Source organism: Haloferax gibbonsii ATCC 33959, assembly GCF_000336775.1.
Lineage (GTDB): Archaea > Halobacteriota > Halobacteria > Halobacteriales > Haloferacaceae > Haloferax > Haloferax gibbonsii.
In genome coordinates this window covers 19502-37616 of sequence record NZ_AOLJ01000006.1, presented here as the reverse complement: position 1 = coordinate 37616, position 18115 = coordinate 19502, and the positions used below count along the sequence as shown (strand labels likewise).

Annotated in this window: 18 protein-coding genes and 1 pseudogene; 10 read left to right on the top strand and 9 right to left on the bottom strand. The window is 64.3% G+C overall.

Annotated features, from left to right (window positions below):
* Window positions 1-29 precede the first annotated feature (29 nt).
* From C454_RS02375 to C454_RS20615, 3 genes and pseudogenes are all read left to right on the top strand, one after another.
* A pseudogene (locus C454_RS02375) lies at window positions 30-722 on the top strand (aldo/keto reductase); the annotation flags it as partial.
* Between the two features lie 171 nt (window positions 723-893).
* Window positions 894-1235 carry a type II toxin-antitoxin system death-on-curing family toxin gene (locus C454_RS02370; RefSeq protein ID WP_004972278.1) on the top strand — a complete coding sequence of 114 codons (342 nt, stop codon included), beginning with the start codon at window positions 894-896 and terminating at the stop codon, window positions 1233-1235.
* 53 nt (window positions 1236-1288) lie between these two features.
* Window positions 1289-1429 carry a hypothetical protein gene (locus tag C454_RS20615; RefSeq protein WP_169330631.1) on the top strand — a complete coding sequence of 47 codons (141 nt, stop codon included), beginning with the start codon at window positions 1289-1291 and terminating at the stop codon, window positions 1427-1429.
* A 100-nt stretch (window positions 1430-1529) separates the two neighbouring features.
* Here the strand turns inward: C454_RS20615 and C454_RS02365 are convergent, their stop codons facing one another.
* Window positions 1530-2549 (bottom strand): lipid II:glycine glycyltransferase FemX, encoded by a 1020-nt coding sequence (locus C454_RS02365; protein WP_004972276.1) that lies wholly within the window; start codon window positions 2547-2549, stop codon window positions 1530-1532.
* 285 nt (window positions 2550-2834) lie between these two features.
* Between C454_RS02365 and C454_RS02360 the strand changes: the two genes are divergently transcribed.
* Window positions 2835-3227, top strand: a complete 393-nt coding sequence (locus C454_RS02360) for a pyridoxamine 5'-phosphate oxidase family protein (RefSeq protein ID WP_004972274.1) — start codon at window positions 2835-2837, stop codon at window positions 3225-3227.
* A gap of 47 nt (window positions 3228-3274) precedes the next feature.
* Here the strand turns inward: C454_RS02360 and C454_RS02355 are convergent, their stop codons facing one another.
* Genes C454_RS02355 through tenA form a run of 3 tightly spaced genes read right to left on the bottom strand, consistent with a single transcriptional unit; the run spans window position 3275 to window position 6320 of the window.
* Window positions 3275-4804: a sodium:solute symporter family transporter gene (locus C454_RS02355; RefSeq protein WP_004972271.1), complete on the bottom strand. Its 1530-nt coding sequence runs from the start codon at window positions 4802-4804 to the stop codon at window positions 3275-3277.
* The gene (locus C454_RS02350; protein WP_004972269.1) at window positions 4798-5658 is read right to left on the bottom strand and encodes a TenA family protein; all 861 of its coding nucleotides are present in this window, start codon (window positions 5656-5658) and stop codon (window positions 4798-4800) included. Before C454_RS02350 ends, C454_RS02355 begins: the two co-directional genes overlap by 7 nt.
* Complete coding sequence (tenA, locus tag C454_RS02345; RefSeq protein WP_004972267.1) at window positions 5655-6320, bottom strand: thiaminase II; 666 nt, start codon at window positions 6318-6320, stop codon at window positions 5655-5657. The genes C454_RS02350 and tenA overlap by 4 nt, the downstream gene beginning before the upstream one ends.
* A gap of 284 nt (window positions 6321-6604) precedes the next feature.
* Here tenA and C454_RS02340 point away from each other — a divergent pair, with 284 nt between their 5' ends.
* The 3 genes from C454_RS02340 to C454_RS02330 all read left to right on the top strand — a co-directional run bounded on the left by C454_RS02340 (window position 6605) and on the right by C454_RS02330 (window position 10588).
* Entirely contained in the window at window positions 6605-7171 is a 567-nt protein-coding gene (locus tag C454_RS02340) for a TATA-box-binding protein (protein ID WP_004972266.1), read from the top strand.
* A gap of 911 nt (window positions 7172-8082) precedes the next feature.
* Window positions 8083-9315, top strand: a complete 1233-nt coding sequence (locus C454_RS02335) for a Cdc6/Cdc18 family protein (RefSeq protein WP_004041152.1) — start codon at window positions 8083-8085, stop codon at window positions 9313-9315.
* Window positions 9316-9430: 115 nt separating this feature from the next.
* On the top strand, window positions 9431-10588 hold the full coding sequence (locus tag C454_RS02330) for a M20 family metallopeptidase (RefSeq protein ID WP_004972264.1): 1158 nt from the start codon (window positions 9431-9433) through the stop codon (window positions 10586-10588).
* Between the two features lie 60 nt (window positions 10589-10648).
* Here the strand turns inward: C454_RS02330 and C454_RS02325 are convergent, their stop codons facing one another.
* Together C454_RS02325 and glyA are read right to left on the bottom strand one after the other, a co-directional pair.
* On the bottom strand, window positions 10649-11068 hold the full coding sequence (locus tag C454_RS02325) for a GlcG/HbpS family heme-binding protein (protein WP_004972263.1): 420 nt from the start codon (window positions 11066-11068) through the stop codon (window positions 10649-10651).
* Window positions 11069-11310: 242 nt separating this feature from the next.
* A complete protein-coding gene (gene glyA / locus C454_RS02320; RefSeq protein ID WP_004972261.1) occupies window positions 11311-12558 on the bottom strand; it encodes a serine hydroxymethyltransferase in 1248 nt (415 codons plus the stop codon).
* 372 nt (window positions 12559-12930) lie between these two features.
* Between glyA and ilvA the strand changes: the two genes are divergently transcribed.
* On the top strand, window positions 12931-14172 hold the full coding sequence (gene ilvA, locus C454_RS02315) for a threonine ammonia-lyase (RefSeq protein WP_004972259.1): 1242 nt from the start codon (window positions 12931-12933) through the stop codon (window positions 14170-14172).
* A 122-nt stretch (window positions 14173-14294) separates the two neighbouring features.
* A complete protein-coding gene (locus C454_RS02310; protein WP_004972257.1) occupies window positions 14295-14675 on the top strand; it encodes a Rid family detoxifying hydrolase in 381 nt (126 codons plus the stop codon).
* Window positions 14676-14681: 6 nt separating this feature from the next.
* Here the strand turns inward: C454_RS02310 and C454_RS02305 are convergent, their stop codons facing one another.
* On the bottom strand, window positions 14682-15554 hold the full coding sequence (locus C454_RS02305; RefSeq protein ID WP_049904922.1) for a hypothetical protein: 873 nt from the start codon (window positions 15552-15554) through the stop codon (window positions 14682-14684).
* Window positions 15555-15802: 248 nt separating this feature from the next.
* Here C454_RS02305 and C454_RS02300 point away from each other — a divergent pair, with 248 nt between their 5' ends.
* The gene (locus C454_RS02300) at window positions 15803-16453 is read left to right on the top strand and encodes a helix-turn-helix domain-containing protein (RefSeq protein WP_004972252.1); all 651 of its coding nucleotides are present in this window, start codon (window positions 15803-15805) and stop codon (window positions 16451-16453) included.
* A gap of 31 nt (window positions 16454-16484) precedes the next feature.
* Here the strand turns inward: C454_RS02300 and C454_RS02295 are convergent, their stop codons facing one another.
* Complete coding sequence (locus C454_RS02295; RefSeq protein ID WP_004972251.1) at window positions 16485-16859, bottom strand: hypothetical protein; 375 nt, start codon at window positions 16857-16859, stop codon at window positions 16485-16487.
* Window positions 16852-17994, bottom strand: coding sequence for an aromatic ring-hydroxylating oxygenase subunit alpha (locus tag C454_RS02290; RefSeq protein WP_004972249.1), 1143 nt, complete (start codon window positions 17992-17994; stop codon window positions 16852-16854). The genes C454_RS02295 and C454_RS02290 overlap by 8 nt, the downstream gene beginning before the upstream one ends.
* Window positions 17995-18115: the final 121 nt, after the last annotated feature.

Sequence of the window (18115 nt, the reverse complement as noted above, 5' to 3'; positions counted from 1 at the left end):
CCGCTCAGAGATGTGTATAAGAGACAGGCCGCGGGACGAACCGGAAGAACATCCGGCACCGCATCGACGCCCTACTCGACCGCCTCGACACCGACTACGTGGACGTGCTCTACATCCACCGCTGGGACGACGAGACCCCCACCCGCGAGATGATGAAGACGCTCAACGGCCTCGTCGAGGACGGAAAGGTCCACTACCTCGGCGCGTCGACCCTCCGACCGAACGCGTGGAAAGTGGCGAAGGCGAACGAAATCGCCCGCGCCGAGGGCTGGGAGCCGTTCACCGTCGCCCAGCCGCGGTACAACCTCGTCGACCGCGAAATCGAGGGGGACTACCTCGAGATGACCCGCTCGTACGGCATCGCGGTCTGTCCGTGGAGCCCGCTCGGACAGGGCTTCCTCACCGGGAAGTACACCCGCGAGGACGGCCTCACCGGCGAGTCCCGCGCCGCGGAGTCCAGCCGGTTCGAGGAGTCGTATCTGACGGAGGAGAACTTCGACGTGCACGACGAACTCGACGCGGTCGCCGAGGAAGTCGACGCGACGCCCGCCCAGACGGCGCTCGCGTGGCTCATGCACCGCGACGGCGTCACGGCCCCCATCGTCGGCGCACGTACGGTCGAGCAACTGACCGAGAACCTCGAAGCCGCCGCTATCGACCTCACGGACGAGCAGGTCGACCGCCTGACCGAGGCGAAGCCCGACCCCTACGCGGGGCTCTAACTTCAGCGTCGAAGGAAACGGTGATACGGCCTCCGGGAGAACACAGCGTTCAATGAGTCGCCCACTCTGGTACCCGACCGTCGACGATGTCGTCGAGATACACGATGACATCGTTTCAGAGTATGCGGAGACGACGCGCGGGGTTCAGAGCGAGGGGGATATCGAGTTCGCGTGGAGTATATCGAAACGGGAAGCTTCGGCGCAGCACCGGAGACCATACACGAGAAAGCGTACCATCTACTCCGACTCCTCGTCGCTAACCATCCGTTCGTCGACGGGAATAAACGAACCGCGCTGAACACGACAGTCGTATTCTACCTGCTCAACGGGTATCGATTGGAGTACGGCCACGAAGTCAGAGAGATTCTCAAGCAGTTCGGAACCGATGAAGCCGCCACGGACGAGGACGGCGTTATCGATTATCTCCGGACACACACACCAAAGAAGTCGACCTCAATGACGTGGTCGAACAGTGGCGAAACGGACTCGTTCGGCACGGACTCGACCAGTTAGACGACGACGCATCAGACCCGAAGCAATAACTCTACGGAAGACACAGTAGGCGTATGGCAACGAAAGACGGCGCGAACAATGAATCTGAACTCGACAGGGTGATGGAAGACATCCGTCGAGAGCTCGTTCTCCGCGTCGCGAAGGCCGACCGCGACGACCACCGGGGCGTGTACGACGCACTCGAACACGAGTAAACCCGGGTTTTCCGTGCGACCGCCGAGTTGGGTAACTAGTAGGGTTTCTGGGACTTCTTGAGTCAATATCCGGACGGAATTCGGGACGAACCGTACTCCGTTACACGCCCTCCCGAATCGTCTTGTAGAGGTGCGCGAGCGTCTTCATTCCCGCCGCGTTCCGTTCGAGGCTGTAGAAGGGGTGGAGTTCGGGATTGAACTTCGCCTTGTACCGGTTGATACGGCGGTTGTTCGCGCCGACGAGGTCGTACGTCGTCCGCCCGCGGTCCATCGCGTCGCGCATGATGTGCCAGTCGAGCAGGTCGTTGACGGCGAGGTCGGTGTCCACGTCGGTCCGCACGCCGCCCTGCCACCGCGACACCGTCTCCTTGTAGTCGACGGCGAGGATGCCGCCGACGAACTCGCCGTCGGTTCGGAGGACGTAGGGGCGAATCTGTCCCTCGGGAAGGGTGGTGTAGAGGTCCTTGACGAACGACGGGGTCGACCGGTACGAGATGCCCTGTGCCTCGTAGCGCGAGGCGACCTGTTCGACGATTTGCTCGATTTCTTCGGGACCGCCCTCCTCGATGGTGTACGCGTCGTCGGGCGCGTTCCGGATGTTCGACCGAGCGTCGCTGCTGAAACTCATGAACACGTCGTCGGCGCCGGGCGAGAGGTCGACGTGGTAGGTGTACTGCGGCGTTATCGCGTAGTCGTTCCACGAGAAGGCCCTGAGGTCGTCGTACCGGCCGTCGAGGCGGATATGGGTGTAGCGCGGTCGAATTTCGTCGCGGACCCATTCGAGGCAGTCGTCGATGAATTCGTGGTGCCGGCCCTCGCGCTTTCGCTGTTTCATGTGGTCCATGTTCAACAGGACCGGTCCGAGATACGCGACTCGCAGTTCCGGCGGCGGCGAGAACACCGTCGCGATTGGTCCTTTGTCGATGCGGAACATCGGAAACAGTCCGACGACTTCCTCACCTTTGCGTCCGACGAGCGGTATCAACTCCGCGCCGGCGTGGGCCGCCTGAATCTCAAGCGCGTCGTACTGATGGAACGCGTTGCCGTGCGGGGACTGTTCGACGAACGCGTCCCAGCCGTGGACGTCGTCTCCAGTCGCCCGTCGAACCTCGATGCTCATGAGTAGGGTGCCTGAACTGTCGCGTCTGACCCCTTTGTTATGCACCCGTTATGAGGCCCCTTTCACCGAATTTGGACGGAGTCAAACCGCGTTTCGGCTGGCGTTAGGAGCGAGTGAACAGGGCAGAGAGGTGAGAGAGATTACGCGAGTCGCGAGCGTTCACGAGGCGGGACGTGGCGCGACCAGCGACTCGACGGGACGCGGCCAGCAGCGCGGGGACTACCCTCGCGTTTGTAAAACCGGAGCGAAGTCACCGTTTTACGCCGACACGACGATAATTAGCATATGGCAGGCCTCTCCGAACGCGCCGCGGCGCTCGTGACGAGCGAACCGGTCATGGCGCACCTCGCGACCAGCGTCGACGACCGCCCCCACGTCGCACCCGTCTGGTTCGACTACGCGGACGACCGCGGAGTAATCGAGGTGCTCACCACGGGTCGAAAGCTCGAAAACATCCGCGAGAACCCGCGCGTCGCGCTCTCAATCCAGAAAGACGAGAACGGACAGGCGCAGTGGAAGGTGACGATTCTCGGGACGGCCACCGTCGTCACCGACGACGACGCCCGGAAAGACGCGACCCAGCGAATCAACCGGAAGTACGGGGCCGAAGAATCCGCGTGGCCCGAAAACGAACTCGTCCGAATCTCGGTGGGGACCGCGACGGTCAGCGAGTACTGAAGTCGTCCAGCCGGGATAGTGAGGCGAGCGAGTCGGACGACGGCGCCTCAATCGGACGACGGCGCCTCAGTTCGGCCGTCGTCGAACCGGCGAATCTCTCGCGAGAGCCGACCGAGGTCGAACCCGGCGTCCGTGAGTCGGGCGGCGACGAGCGCCGCCGCCGTCGACACCACGAACGCCCCGCCGAAGGACGTGAGATACAGCGGGTCGGCGGCGGGGAGCAGGCCGCCGACGACCGGAATCGACGTGATGACGCCGCGGAGGTCGGGGAAGAACGCGAGGCCGACGGCGAGTCCGGTGAGACTGCTCGCGAGCGCGCCGGGGCCGGTGATTCGCGTCGAGTACAGCCCGTAGACGAGAGGGAAGGCGACGGCAGCGCCGAGCAGGTCGGCGAAGAAGAACAGCCGGAGGACGCTCTGGGCCCGGAGGCTGACGTAAATCGCGGCGACCGCGACGACGACTGTGAGCGCTCTCGACCCGAGCGCGAGGCGGCGGTCGCTCGGTTCCGCGAGCAGGCGCGCGAGGTCGGCGGTCACGAGGCTCGAAAGCGCATTGAACAGCGTGTCGATGGAGCTCATCACGAGCAGGAGCGCGAGGAGGACCGCCGCGAGGACGAGCCACTCGGGGAACGCCTCGCCGAGGAGGACGAAGAAGGCGGCGTCGGCGTTGTAGCCCGCGCTCGCGGGGTCGGTGACGACGGCGGCGTTACCGACCGCGACGACGCCGAAGAAGGCGGTGACGAACACGATTGCGCCGTTTGCGAGCGCCGCGGTTCGAAAGCTCCGCCCGACCGTCTCCGACGAGTCGGCCGCGTAGATGCGTTGCCACCACGTCTGGTTGATGAGTTCCGCGCCGAGGATGGCGAACGCGAGCGCGAGGCCGAACTGCAGGCCGGCGACCGCACCGAGGTCGAGAAGCGCGGGGTTCGTCGCCGTGATACCGTCGATGGCGGCGGCGGGACCGCCGAGCGCGACGAGCGTGCCGGCGAACGCGAGCAACAAGAGCGGGATAACGATGACCGCTTGGACCGCGTCGGTCGCGATGCTGGCGCGGAGGCCGCCGTAACTCGTGTAGAGCAGGACGAAGCCGCCGACGAGGAGCGCGGTCTGCCACTGCGGGACGCCCGCGACGAGCGAGAGCGCGCCCGCGATGCCGGTCAACTCGGCGGCGAGGAAGATGAACATGTAGAGCGCGCTCACGAGGAGGACGAACGCGTACATCGCTGACCCGTACCGGGCGTGGGCGTATTCGGTCAGCGAGTGACCCTCGGGGATGAGTTCCCGGATTCGCGGACCGAGGCGGGCGTAGACGAGCATCGGGACGGCCTCGCCGACCGCGTAGCCGACGACGGCCGCGATACCGAAGCTCGCACCCGCCTCCGGAGCCGAAAAGAGCACCCACACGCCCATGACGGACGCGACGAGCGTCGCCGTCGTCCGCCGGCTCCCCGCGGAGTCGCGGGCGCTAATGAGGTCCTCGACGGAGCCGACACGACCGCGAGAGAACCACACGCCGACGCCGGTAAAGGCGACGAGCGTCGCGACGGTCAGCCCGAGCGCGACGGTCGAACTCACCATCGACCGTCACCCGGTCGAGAAGAGCGACCGCCCGACTTCGAGGACGCGGATGAAGTCGTAGGTGCCGTCAAGTCGCCGGACGGAGCCAGTTCGTACGCCTCGTCGAAGAACGCGACCTCCAGTTCGACCGTGCGACGGAACAGTTGTTCGAGCCGCCGCTGCCGACGCGGGGAGGCGGCCGCGCCCTCGCGGTCGAGTTCGGTCCGGAGCCACTCGACGAACGCCGCGAAGTCGTCGACTGCGTGGAGGTCGATCCACTCGGAGAGGTAGAACCGCGAGGGTGATTCAGAGGGGTTCGAGCCGGTATCGTCCGCGGCGGTCGCCCACGACAGGTAGACCCACTCGGCGGGGACGAGCACCGCCAGCGTCTCGGCGTACCCGCCCTGCCCCGCGGCGCGTTCGAGGAGGTCGATAAAGGCGCGCGTCGCCGGCGTAGTCTCCGGGTCGGAGTAGACGGATTCGGGAACGTCGAGCGCGTCGAACGCCCGGAGGAAGTAGTCGTCCTCGTCGTCGGTGAGAACGCCGAGGAACGAGACGAGTTCCGACTTCGACTCCATGGTCGGCGCGGTGCCGACGGCGTGGCCGAAGACGCCGACGAGAGTCTCCACGAAGGCGTAGTCCTGTACCAGGTACTGTCTGAACACGTCGTCTGCGAGTTCGTCGGCGGCGAGTTCTCGCGTCAGTCGGTGTCTCGTCGCGTCGTCCCACGAGTCGCCCGCGCGCTCGCGGAGCCAGTCGGTAAAGCGCGGGTCCGACCGCGACGCGGCGAACTCGTCGTACGTCTCGGGGGCCGACGGGTCCGCGTCGGACGAGTCGGGCGAATCAATCGAATCTGACTGATCGGCGTCGGTCATAGCGGCCACTCCTCGCGACGCCAGGCGGCGTCCCAAAACAGGTACTCGTACTGCGCCGACGTGCGGAACAGGTCGCGGTAGCGCTCGCGGTCCGACTCGGTCGCGCTCGCGGCCACGTCGTCCATGAGCGACTTACACCAGTCGGTGAGTTCGGTGAACTCGTCGCCGGCGTACATCTCGACCCACGCGGCGTACTGCTCGTGGTCCGGAGTCCCCGCGTCAGCGAGTCGGCGTCCCGTCTCGTTGAACCCCCACATACAGGGAAGCAAGGCGGCAACAATGTCGCCGAAGGAGCCGAGCGTCGCGGTGCGAACGAGAAAGTCAGTATAGGCCCGGGTCGTCGGCGAGGGCATCGTCGCTTCGAGTTCGGCGGGGTCGATGCCGAACTCGGCGGCGTAGCTCCGGTGGAGGTCCATCTCCTCGTTGACGGTCGATTCGAGGAGGCTCGCGAACGTTCCCATGGAGTCGAGCGTCGGGGCCTTCGCGGCACCGAGCGCGAAGAGGCGACTGTACTCGACGAGGTAGACGTAGTCCTGCCGTACCCAGTAGCGGAACGGCTCCTCGTCGAGGCTCCCCTCCCCGAGTCGAACGACCATCGGATGGTCGAGGATGGCCGACCAGAACTCGTCGGCCTCGTCGTGTATCGTGTCTGTGAACGCCATGGCGAGTAATCGAAGAAGACGCTGAAAAGAATTATGATAGGGTGGTATTCATTGGTTATTCACGCGAGAGAGCGGATGTCTCGGACCATCGTATCGGATTTGTTCGGCGGGGTTGCCGCCCGTTTCGACTGTTGCCAAGTTCGGGGCGTTGCCCGGTTTCGACTGTTTTTCCGACTGCCGGTCTCGAATGTTAGTTAGTCGCCCGACTAGCCAGTTGTCCGGTGAGTAACGCGTTCGAACGACCCCGGTAGTTTAAGACGAGTGAGTGTCAACTAATTCACAAGATGTCGCACGTGAACGCCGTTGGGTCCATCGAGATTCAGAACGTCGTCGCTTCGACGGAGGTTCCGGTCGAACTCGACCTCGAACGACTCTCGCTCGACATGGACGGGACGGACTACGACCCCGAGAACTTCCCGGGACTCGTGTATCGAACCCGAGACCCGAAGTCGGCGTGTCTCGTCTTCCGGTCTGGGAAAGTCGTCTGTACCGGTGCGGACAGCGTCGACGACGTGGGCACGGCCATCGAAACGCTGTTCGACGAGTTCACCGACCTCGGCGTACCCGTCCCCGAGGACGCGGACATCACCGTGCAGAACATCGTTTCGAGCGCCGACCTCGGGGCGGCGCTCAACCTGAACGCGCTGGCTATCGGACTCGGTCTCGAAGACGTCGAGTACGAACCCGAGCAGTTCCCCGGACTCGTCTATCGCCTCGACGAACCGAGCGTCGTCGTCCTCATGTTCGGAAGCGGGAAAGTCGTGATTACGGGGGCGAAGCGGACTACCGACGCCGAAGCGGCGCTCAAGACGGTCGACGAGGACGTTCGCGAGCTCGGACTGCTCGGGTAAGGTCTCGGTGTCCGTTGGGGCTGCGTGACCGTGCTAACAGTGTCGGAGGGTGTGTGGACCGAGACTCGTGTTGCCGTGACGGTCAGTCGTCTCTCGGTCATCTCTCGGCCGGTTCCCGATCGTCTCTCGGTTGCTCACCGTCCGTTCTTTGTTCTTCGTTCCTGTTTTCTTGTATATTGCTATAGTGTTGTATTTTATTGTATGTCGAGTAGTAATAGTGGTAGTAGTAGCAGTAGTAACTACTAGTCTACCCTAGCTACTAGTGATACCTGCACACTAGCGGTGTCACCGGGTTCGTTCGAGGTTCCCGTTTCCTCGTTTGGCGGTTGCCGAGTAGTCGTGGTTTTCCCCCGGTCCAGTCGCTGTTCGCGGATAGCCGGCTAGAAGCCGTCGGCTCGTTTCGTTCGGCCTGTCCGTGTTCGGGAGTACACACACACACCCCCCTCGCGTTTGTAACGGCTACGCCAGACCCTAGGGGAATTCGACACACCCCCCTCGCGTTTGTAAATATAGAAGCAAAAACATCCGAGAACCACTCGACCTGCGAACCGCCCCCACGCCGATTCGCGTTACATTCGCGAGGGTGGTGTGTCTGCACCGGTGCTTTCGACGCTCAACGTTACAAACGCGACGGTACTCCCCCCGTTCAATTACAAACGCGAGGGTGGTCTCTCGCGACTCGAGTTACAAACGCGAGCGTACCCCTCCAGTGAGTGGTTCCCCCGAGACCGTCTCGCGCGTTACAAACGCGAGGGTGGTGTCTGACAGCCTTACTTGCGCGATACTACTCGTTGATCGTCGAATCCAAAACCGGGACTGAAATACCGCTCAAACGGCCGTATTTGTCGCTGTTACAAACGCGAGTCCACCCCTTCACCTTTATTACGGGTGAGTATGAATAGCGAACTCACATGACATCGGACGAGAGCGAGGGTGGGACTCGCGACCCGCTGTTTCGCTACGACCAGCCTATCTTCGCGAACGAGGATATCCTCAAAATCTCTCACCTGCCGGGTCCCGACAAGATCGTCGGTCGCGACGAGCACATGTCGAAAGTCGCACAGGCGCTCAACCCCGCCATCTTCGGACGCGAACCGACCCACCTGTTCATCTTCGGGAAGACGGGGTCGGGAAAGACGCTCACCGCCCGACTCGTGAGCGAGCGACTCCAACACGAGGCGGTCCGCGAGGACGTCGACGTTCGCATCGCCGTCATCGACTGCGGCGAACAGCACACCGAGGCGTCGGTCATCAAGACGCTCGCCTCGCAGGTCAACGACCCGTCGAAAAGCGGGATGACGATTCCCGAGCGCGGGCTGTCGACCGGCGACTACTACAATCGACTGTGGCAGGTGCTCGACACCTGTTCCGACGTGACCATCGTCATCCTCGACGAAATCGACATGCTCCGCGACGACGAGGTGCTTCGAAAGCTCTCGCGCGCGGGCGAGAACCAGAAGATAGTGGACTCCCGTATCGGCATCATCGGCATCTCGAACAAGATCGACTACCCCGAGGAACTCACAGAGCGCGTCAAGTCGAGTTTCGCCCACGACGAACTCGTCTTCCCGTCCTACGACGCGAACCAACTCCGCGAAATCCTCGAAAACCGGAAGGACGCGTTCAAGCCCGGCGTCCTCACCGACGACGTGATTCCCCTCGCGAGCGCGCTCGCCGCCCAGGAACACGGCGACGCGCGGAAGGCAATCGACATCCTCCGCAACGCCGGTCGTATCGCCCGAAACGAGAGCGCGGAGACCGTCACCGACGACCACGTGCGGGCCGCCAAAGAAAAGAGCGAGGCCGACCGCTTCAGCGAACTTCTCGAAGGGACCGCCACGCAGTCGAAGGCCGTCCTCTACTCGCTCGTCCTCCAGACCGGCGGCCGAAAGACCGCCGAGATCACGACGAACAAGATTTATCGACAGTACCTCACCGTCGCCGACGACCTCGACATGGACCAACTCTCGGAGCGCCGCGTTCAGGAACTCCTGCAGGAACTCGACTTCCTCAACGTCATCCAGTCCGAAGTCCGGGGTCGCGGTCGCGGGCAAGGCGTCCACGGGACCCACCGCCTTCTCGAGGACCCGGACATCGTCAAGCGGGTGCTTCTCCGAGACAGTCGTATCTCCACGCTCGAATAGCGACGCCCGATGCGTGCGTTCGCGCGGAACCTTCCACGCCGACGGTCGAGTTGGAAAAAAGCTATCGTACGAACCCTTAACACACGCCCGTCTCTGTCGATAGACGACCGAAATCATGGACGAGGAGTTACTATCGTTGCTCACGAGTCTCGTCGAAATAGACACCGAGAACCCGCCGGGAGACGAGGCGGCGGCGGCGACTTTCGTGTACGACTGGCTCGAATCTCGGGGCGTCTCGGCGACGCTCGTCGAGGAACCGTATCCCGACCGACCGCAGGTCGCAGCCCGCGTCGGCGACGGCGAGCCCTCGGTCGTCCTCAACGGCCACCTCGACGTGGTTCCGGCGGGCGACCGCGACCAGTGGGACCTCCCGCCGTACGAACCGACTGTCAGAGACGGTCGGCTGTACGGTCGCGGGAGCGCGGACATGAAGTGCGGCGTCGGCCTCGCGATGCTCGCGACGGTCGAATTCGCCGACGCGCTCGACTCAGGAGCCCTCGACGGGTCGCTCGTGTTCCACGCGGCCGTCGGGGAGGAGACGGCCGAACCGGGAACGAAGGCGCTCCTCGAACGCGGCTACGACGGCACCTACGGCGTCGTGCTCGAACCCACGTCGCTGCGAACCGCGACGAGCGCGAAGGGCCTCGGCTGGTACGAGATTACCGTCGGCGGCGACCCGTCGCACGCGAGCCGGCCTGACGAGGGTGACAACGCGATCGGGAACGCCCGACTCGTTCTCGACGCGCTCGCGGCGTACGACGAGCGGATTCGACAGCGGTCTGACCCCCTCGTCGGCCGGCCGACGGCGACGGTCACGCAGTTCGAGGCGGGGACCAAGGAGAACGTCGTCCCGGAGGGCGCGACGATAACGGTCGACAGGCGGTTCGTTCCCTCGGAGTCCGTCGAGGAGGTCGACGCCGAAATCGACGCGGTACTCTCCGACGTCGCGGCCGAACACGACCTGCACGTCGAGTGGACGCGAACGCGGGTCTACGAGTCGGCGGCGATTCCGACCGACAGTGACATCGCGACGCGCTTTCGGGACGCGGCCGCCGAGCGGGCCGACGTCGACCCCGAGCCGTGGGGCATTCGGGCGGCGACCGACGTTCGGAACCTCGTCAACGACGCCGGGATGGACGCGATTACGTGGGGTCCGGGGTCGATGGCGCAGGCCCACGCCTACGACGAGTACATCGAGCTGTCGGAGGTCGAAGCCGGGTACGACATTCTCTGCACGGCACTCCGCGGACTGTTCGAAGACGTGGAGAACTGACGGTCCGAACGTCGGCCCTCGGCCGAACGACTCGAAAAAAGCGGCTGACGGCGACTTCGATTATTCGACGAGCTCTTCGAACCGCTCGACTGCGGCGCTCGCGACCGCCATGTCTTCGGACACCTCGCCGCCGCTGACGCCGACGGTCCCGACGATTTCGCCGTCGACTTCGAGGGGATAACCGCCGCCGAAGACGACGAGTCGATTCTCGTCGGTCGTCTGGAGTCCCCAGAGCGACTCGCCGGGGTGTGTCGGCTCGGCGAGTTCGTGCGTGGGCGTCTGTAGCGCGGCCGCCGTGTACGCTTTGTTCCGAGAGATGTCGACGCTCGCGAGCCACGCGTCGTCCATTCGGTGCTGTGCGATGAGGTTACCCTCCGGGTTCGCGACCGTAATCACCATTCGCAGTCCCATCGATTCGGCCTCCGCCTCGGCCGCCTCGATGAGTACCTTCGCAGTTTCGAGATTGATTGCATCGGACATATCGCTTCGTCGAAACGGGTCTCGACGGGCTCACTTATACGTAAGCCGAGGGGACCGACCGTTCGGCTGATTTCGTCTCTACGCCCCGATATCGGGCGTTTGAGTCGTCTCGAACCGCTCTGGTGATAGAACAATAAAAGTAAACTACGTGACAATACGTGTCGGCCTTCGGCGAGTGGGGGCCGGAGGGCGTCGTTGCGGCTCACCGCGATTCGCGACTCCGCGCACGTCTCGGCGTCCGGTCAGTCGTACAGCGGGTACTCGTCGGTCAGTTCGTCGACCTTCTGGCTGACGAACCCCTTGACGGACTCGTCGTGCGGCGCTTCGACGACCTCGTAGATGAGGTCGGCGACGGTTCGGCAGGCCTCCTCATCGAAGCCGCGGGTCGTCAGCGCGGGCGTGCCGGCGCGAATCCCGCTCGGGTTGAACGCCGAACGACTCTCGCCGGGGACCGTGTTGGCGTTGAGGACGATACCAACCTCTTCGAGGGCCGCTTCGACGTCCTTGCCGGTCGTGTCCGGGTGCGACGGCCGGAGGTCGACGAGGACCAAGTGGGTGTCCGTGCCCCCGGAGACGAGTTCGAGGCCGCGCTCCTGTAGCCGCTCGCCGAGGGCGGCGGCGTTATCGACGACCTGCGACGCGTACTCCTCGAACTCGGGAGTCAGCGCCTCGCCGAAGCCGACCGCCTTACCGGCGACGTTGTGCAGTATCGGCCCGCCTTGGAGTCCGGGAAAGACCGCGGAATCGACGTCGTCGGCGTGCTCTTCGTCGCACATGATGATGCCGCCGCGACCCGAGCGAATCGTCTTGTGGGTCGAGCCGGTGACGAAGTCCGCGACGCCGACGGGCGAGGAGTGTTCGCCCGCGGCGACGAGGCCGGTGATGTGGGCGATGTCGGCGAGGTGGTACGCGTCGACCGCTTCGGCCGCGGCCTGCACGCGCTCCCACTCGACCTCCCGCGGGTACGCGGAGTACCCCGAGATGATGATGTCCGGGTCGAACTCCTCGGCCTTCTCGGCGAGTTGCTCGTAGTCGACGTAGCCGGTCTCGGCGTCGACTTCGTACTGTTCGACCTCGTACGTCTTCCCCGCGACGTTCACCGGGTGGCCGTGGCTCAGGTGGCCGCCGTGGGTCAAATCGAGCGAGAGAATCTTGTCGCCGGGGTCGAGCACGGCGAGGAACACGCCCATGTTCGCCTGCGACCCCGAGTGCGGTTGGACGTTGACGTGGTCGGCACCCCAGAGTTCCTTCGCGCGGTCGATGGCGAGCTGTTCGACTTCGTCGGCGTACTCGCAGCCGCCGTAGTACCGGCTTCCCGGGTAGCCCTCGGCGTAGTTGTTCGTCAGCTCCGAGCTTTGGGCCTCCATAACCGCCTCGCTGACGTGGTTCTCGCTCGCTATCATGGCGAGCGTGTCGTTCTGCCGCCGGCGTTCGTCCGTTAGCGCTTCGGCGACTGCCGGGTCGGTCTCTCGAACGGTATCGTAAGGCATCGTGGGTGCATCTCGACTCTGCGGTATAACGCTTCGCCGACCCCCGAGACGAGGGCGGAACGTCGAGCGAGAACCACAACCTAACAGAACACGTATGTTCTGTGGTCGGGTCGATAGGCGTGACGATTGCCCGTGGTATCTATCTACGAATAATTCGAATTGAGTCCGTTGACTGCCGAAATCAGTACATAACGTGTTCGATGACCTCATTGAATTCGACCGACCGACGATAGTTCTATATTGGAACTTCGTCACGTTCGTCTCACAAACCGTGCTAAGAACTATCACAGCTTGCGAACAGTCTCGAACCCGGGGCGACGCGCGCGTGCCGTCCCGGCGTGCCGCGCGACCGACCGTCGGGGTGAGTCGCCGATGAGCGAGGCGGAGTCGCTCCCGGTGCAGTACCGCGATATTCAACGCGCGCGCGAGCGACTCGAAAACGACCGCGTCGTCAAGCGAACGCCGATAGAGCGGAGCACCTCGCTCGGCGACCTCGTCGGCGCGGACGTCTACCTGAAGATGGAACACCTCCAGTGGACGGGGTCGTTCAAGACGCGGGGCGCGTACAACAAGATACGACAGGACACCGACCGCGGAATCGACGAGTTCGTGGCCGCGAGCGCCGGCAATCACGCGCAGGGCGTCGCGCTCGCCGCGACCGAGTGCGGGGCCGACTCCACGGTCGTGATGCCGGAGAACGCCCCGCAGACGAAAATCGACGCCACGCGCGACTACGGCGCGGCGGTCGAACTCGTCGGCGAGGACTTCCAGGAGACGATGGCGTACGCGCAGTCGCTCGCCGAGGAGTCGGACGCCGAGTTCGTCCACGCGTACGACGACTGCGACATCGTCGCCGGGCAGGGGACGCTCGGCGTCGAGATGTACCGCGACCTCCCCGAGATGGACACCGTGGTCGTCCCCATCGGCGGCGGCGGACTCATCTCGGGTATCGCGACCGCCATCAAGCACCACGACCCCGAGATTCGCGTCGTCGGCGTGCAGGCCGCGGGCGCGGAAACGGTCCACGAGAGCCTCGACAAAGGCGTTCCCGTGACGCTCGACGACACGAACACCATCGCCGACGGCATCGCGACCGGCGGCATCTCGGAGTTGACGCTCCGAACCATCGAGGAACACGTCGACGAGGTCGTCACCGTCTCCGACGGGGAAATCGCAGAGGCCATCCTCCTCTTGCTCGAGCGCGCCAAACAGGTCGTGGAGGGCGCTGGTGCCGCCTCGGTCGCCGCCGTGCTGAGCGACGACCTCGACGTCGAGGGCGAGACCGTCATGCCGCTGCTCTGCGGGGGGAATCTGGACATGACGATGCTCCAGACGGTGCTCGTCCATGCGCTCACCAGCCGCCGGCAGACGCTGCGCCTCCGGGTCCGAATCCGAGACGAGCCCGGCGAGATGGCGCGGCTCTCCCGACTCATCGCCGACCGCGACGCGAACATTCACGACGTTCGCCACGTCCGCGCCGTCGACGCCCTCGACGTCGGCGAGGCGCACCTTCTGTTCCGCATCGAGACGAAAGGGGCCGAACACGCGGCGGCCGTCGTGGACACGATAGAAGACGCGGGCTACGCGGTCGACGACGTTTCGGCCCGGCGATAGCCCGCGTCGCTCGTCGGTTTCGGTCGTTCTCGCGGTCTCAGCACAACCTACCTTTATTTTGATAACTCGTGCGAGTTCCGTCGGGACACAGCTTGAAGGACGGGAACGCCGACACTCTCCCCGTGAAGCGAATCATCGATACCGACGAAGCGCCCGCCGCGGTCGGGGCGTACAGTCAAGCGACGACGAACGGCTCTATCCTCGTCACGGCCGGGCAACTCCCGCTCACCCCGGACGGGGAACTGCTCGACGACGAGTCGGTCGAAGAACAGACGCGTCAGTGCCTTCGGAACGTGGAGGCCATCCTCGCCGCCGAGGGACTGACGCCGGAAGACGTGCTCAAGACGACTGTGTTCCTCGACGACATCGACGACTTCGACGCGTTCGACGAGGCGTACAGCGCCTTTTTCGACGTGGAACCGCCCGCTCGGAGCGCGGTCGGCGTCGGCGACGTGCCGAAGGGCGCGGCCGTAGAAATCGAGGCCATCGCCGCGGTCGAATAACGCCCGCTACTTCTCTCCGGCCGACGCTCTGATGCGCGCCACGACGTCCTCTCGGCTCACATCGGGGTCGTCGTCGGTCGTGAGGCGGCCCATCACGAATTCGAGCAAGTCGAGGTCTTGGAGCAGTTCGAGCGCGTCCATACGTTCGAGGCCAAGCACCTTCCCGAACTCGTAGACGGTCTTGGCGTCGTTGGCGGCGTCGGCGAGTTGGTCGATTGTGACGGACTCGGGAAGGCCGATGCCGTCGGCGAGCGCCTCGGGAGATTCGCCGGCGTCGCTGGCCGGCGTCGGCGCTCGCTCGATAGCCGCCGGCTCGCCGGCGAGCGACGTTTCGTACGACGACGGCTCGTGGACGCCTTGGTCTATCATGTACCTGCGGACCGTCTCGTCGGTCACGTCCATCTCGAAGGCGTCGGCCATCCGCTCGAACGTCTCGTACCGCGCGTACACGGCTTCGAGGTACGGCGTGTCTTCGAACGCCGGCACGTTCGGGTCCCGGACGGTCTCGGGTGACTCGGTATCGGCGTCGCCCGTCTCCTTCGGAGCCGCCGGCGCCGCATCGGCCGCAACCGTGACGACGACCGAGGGCTCCCCGTCGAGCGAGACCTCCGCGGCATCGATGGCGACGTGTTCGCGGCCGCTCGGCAACACGTCGTCGACTTCGAGCGTGAGCCCAATCGTCCCGTCGGAGTCGAGTGAGGTCCCTCGGACTCCGACGCCGGAGCCGCCGCCGGCGCTCGACGAGAGCGTGAACTCGACGTCGGCCGACGCGCCCGTCTCCGTGACCGCCACGGACGACTCTTGGACGTTCGCGGCGTCCGTCCGCTCGCATTCTTCGAGGAATTCGCCCAGTCGCCGAAGCGATGTGCCCACACTCATTGTCCGTCTCGGTCTCGACGGACGCGCCGGGACTCCCTGAAAAGCGGTGTGGAATACTGAGTGGATTTATATAGCCCCACAGAATATGCGGCGAAAACTATTAACAAGAATCTGCTGTTCAAACTACTATATCGTGCCCACGAGAAACGTTTCTACCGCGAACGTCGAAACGACTTCGCGTACTTCAACCGATCCGACGCTCTGGTTTGCCCGGTCTCGAACCCCTTGGACTACGAGGTAAAGACACGATGAGTTTGATAACTGTTGCCGACATCGCGCACGACGACCTCGCGCTGACGCCGACGATTCGGTCGGACGCCGCGAGCGAGATAGACGTCATCTCGCAGTCCGCGACGGACCCCGAGACCGGCCTGTTCTTCTTCGTCGTGAAGGGCGCGGAGTGCTCGGCGTTCGAAGAGGCGTTGGAAGTCGACCACACAGTCAGCGACTGGCGACTCGTCTCCGAGCGAGACGACGCCGCGGTGTATCGCATCGGACACACGACGGACGCGATTCTCCTTTCGCCGGTCATCACGGAACTCGGCGGACTCATGCTCGACGCGTGCAGCAACGACACGGCGGGCTGGCGGGTCCGTCTCCAGCTCTCGGACCGCGAGGCGCTCTCGGAGCTGTGGGAGTACTGCGAGGCGAAGGACATCACCTTCGAGCTGAACCGGATGTTCCGACAGGACGGCTGGATGAACGGCGAGCCGAGCAAACTCACCGACGCACAGCGCGACGCGCTCGTCGCCGCCTACGAACACGGGTATTTCGAGGAGCCGCGAGAGGCGGCGTTAGACGACCTCTCGGAGGTACTCGACATCTCGCCGACGGCCGTCAGCGGGCGCATCAGGCGGGGGACCGCGGAGCTGGTCGAGTCGATTCTTCTCGACGAGTGACCGGGTGAGCCCCGCAGAAACGGTGTGGGAGTCAGACCGCGAGGACGTAGTCGTCCTGCGGTTCGTAGATCTCGCCGCTCATCCGCAGGTCGCGGACGGCGTCGAGCGTTTCGCCGATGGCGACGCCGTTGTCTGTGAGCGCCGCGGCGAGTCGCCCGAGCGCGACGCCGTCGGGGTGGTCCTCGCCGAGTTCGATGAGCGCCTCTTTCACGTCGTCGCTCTCGGCCTCGGCGTCGAACGCGACGCGCTCCCACTCGACGTCGTGGCCGGTGACGTTCGCGTGTCGTCGGTACAGTTCGACTGCCTCGTTCGGCTCCGAGACGGAGACGTGGAGGTCGCACGCCGGGCAGGTGACGACGCCGGCGCGTGGTTTTTCGGCTAGTTTGGAATCCCCGTCGTCAGGCATTGTAAGCGTCCTGTGCGAGTCGATGGAGTTTGTGGACGGTGTGTTCGTTCGGACCGAGCTGTGCCTGTCCGAGCGCGCCGGACTTGAGGCCCTCGTACTGCCGTTCGACGAGTTCGAAGTCCTCCTCTTGGAGCTGTCGGCTCGTCTGGACGAACTTCTCTTCTTCCTCGGAGAGGTCGGCATCGCGGAAGTAGTAGTCCGCGATGAGTTGGAAGCGCCCCTCGTCGATGGGGTCGATGATGTACGTGCCGTAGCCGTCGGCGGTGCCGTACATGTTGACCGTGAAGTTCGGCCAGAAGTAGTAGAACTTGGCCTCGTGCTCGGGATGGATGCGCATCTCGTCGTCGACGTCCTCTTTGTGCTTGTAGTGGAGCACCCAGTGGTAGTCGTTGACTTCGAGTTCGGAGTCCATGAGTTCGAGTCCCCGGACCCAGTCTTGGTGGTTCGCCTGACAGTGGTCGCACTCCGAGTAGTTCCCGCTGAACGTCTTCCAGTTGCACTCGACTTCGGAGACGTAGCGGCGGGCGTGTTCGTACTCGCCGAGCGGCAGGTCCTCGAGTTCGGTCTTCATCGACCCGGCCTGTTCGGCCAGCGAGAGGCTCGGTTCGTCCTCGAAGTTGACGAACACGAGCGGCCCGATAGCGTCCGTGTGGACCTCCATGAGGCCGTTCTCTTCGGGGTCGAGTTCGCTGACGGCGTCGTCGTCGAGGTCGGGGTTCAGACTCGCCTCCTCGAAGCTCTTCGGAGTGCTCTGGAGCGACCCGTCGAGTTCGTACGCCCAGAGGTGGTACGGGCAGGTGATTCGACTGAGGCTTCCGGGGTCGGTCATCGGCGTGTCGTCGAGCATCTTCGACCCGCGGTGGGCACAGACGTTGTAGAACGCCCGCACGTCGCCGTCGTCATCGCGGGTGACGATTATCTGCTTGCCGCCGATGGTTCGCGTGAAGTAGTCGCCGGCGTCCGGGATGTGGGTCGCGTGACCCGCGTAGACCCAGTACTGACCGAACACTTTCTCCTTTTCCATCTCGTGGACCTCGGGGTCCGTGAAGTACTTCGCCGGCAACGCGTTCGTTTCCGCAGTGATGTCGGCGCTAACCGCACCGATTTCGTCACGATTGTTGTTCCACCGTGTCATGGGAGGAAGAAACACACATCTTTGGAAAAGGGTTCGTCGGAAATAGTGGACCCGTATAAGTGGCGGTGGATAGTCGCAGTGGCGCGGCGATTCGGCCGTCAGCGACGGTCTCGACGGGTTT

Bases quoted from the DNA above. Each gene is read 5' to 3' on its own strand.
- ilvA (WP_004972259.1), top strand. From the start codon at position 12,931: ATGAGCGAGGCGGAGTCGCTCCCGGTGCAGTACCGCGATATTCAACGC.
- C454_RS02355 (WP_004972271.1), bottom strand. From the start codon at position 4,804: ATGGTGAGTTCGACCGTCGCGCTCGGGCTGACCGTCGCGACGCTCGTC.
- C454_RS02350 (WP_004972269.1), bottom strand. From the start codon at position 5,658: ATGACCGACGCCGATCAGTCAGATTCGATTGATTCGCCCGACTCGTCC.
- C454_RS02295 (WP_004972251.1), bottom strand. From the start codon at position 16,859: ATGCCTGACGACGGGGATTCCAAACTAGCCGAAAAACCACGCGCCGGC.
- C454_RS20615 (WP_169330631.1), top strand. From the start codon at position 1,289: ATGGCAACGAAAGACGGCGCGAACAATGAATCTGAACTCGACAGGGTG.
- tenA (WP_004972267.1), bottom strand. From the start codon at position 6,320: ATGGCGTTCACAGACACGATACACGACGAGGCCGACGAGTTCTGGTCG.
- glyA (WP_004972261.1), bottom strand. From the start codon at position 12,558: ATGCCTTACGATACCGTTCGAGAGACCGACCCGGCAGTCGCCGAAGCG.
- C454_RS02330 (WP_004972264.1), top strand. From the start codon at position 9,431: ATGGACGAGGAGTTACTATCGTTGCTCACGAGTCTCGTCGAAATAGAC.
- C454_RS02360 (WP_004972274.1), top strand. From the start codon at position 2,835: ATGGCAGGCCTCTCCGAACGCGCCGCGGCGCTCGTGACGAGCGAACCG.
- C454_RS02340 (WP_004972266.1), top strand. From the start codon at position 6,605: ATGTCGCACGTGAACGCCGTTGGGTCCATCGAGATTCAGAACGTCGTC.
- C454_RS02305 (WP_049904922.1), bottom strand. From the start codon at position 15,554: ATGAGTGTGGGCACATCGCTTCGGCGACTGGGCGAATTCCTCGAAGAA.
- C454_RS02365 (WP_004972276.1), bottom strand. From the start codon at position 2,549: ATGAGCATCGAGGTTCGACGGGCGACTGGAGACGACGTCCACGGCTGG.
- C454_RS02325 (WP_004972263.1), bottom strand. From the start codon at position 11,068: ATGTCCGATGCAATCAATCTCGAAACTGCGAAGGTACTCATCGAGGCG.
- C454_RS02300 (WP_004972252.1), top strand. From the start codon at position 15,803: ATGAGTTTGATAACTGTTGCCGACATCGCGCACGACGACCTCGCGCTG.
- C454_RS02290 (WP_004972249.1), bottom strand. From the start codon at position 17,994: ATGACACGGTGGAACAACAATCGTGACGAAATCGGTGCGGTTAGCGCC.
- C454_RS02335 (WP_004041152.1), top strand. From the start codon at position 8,083: ATGACATCGGACGAGAGCGAGGGTGGGACTCGCGACCCGCTGTTTCGC.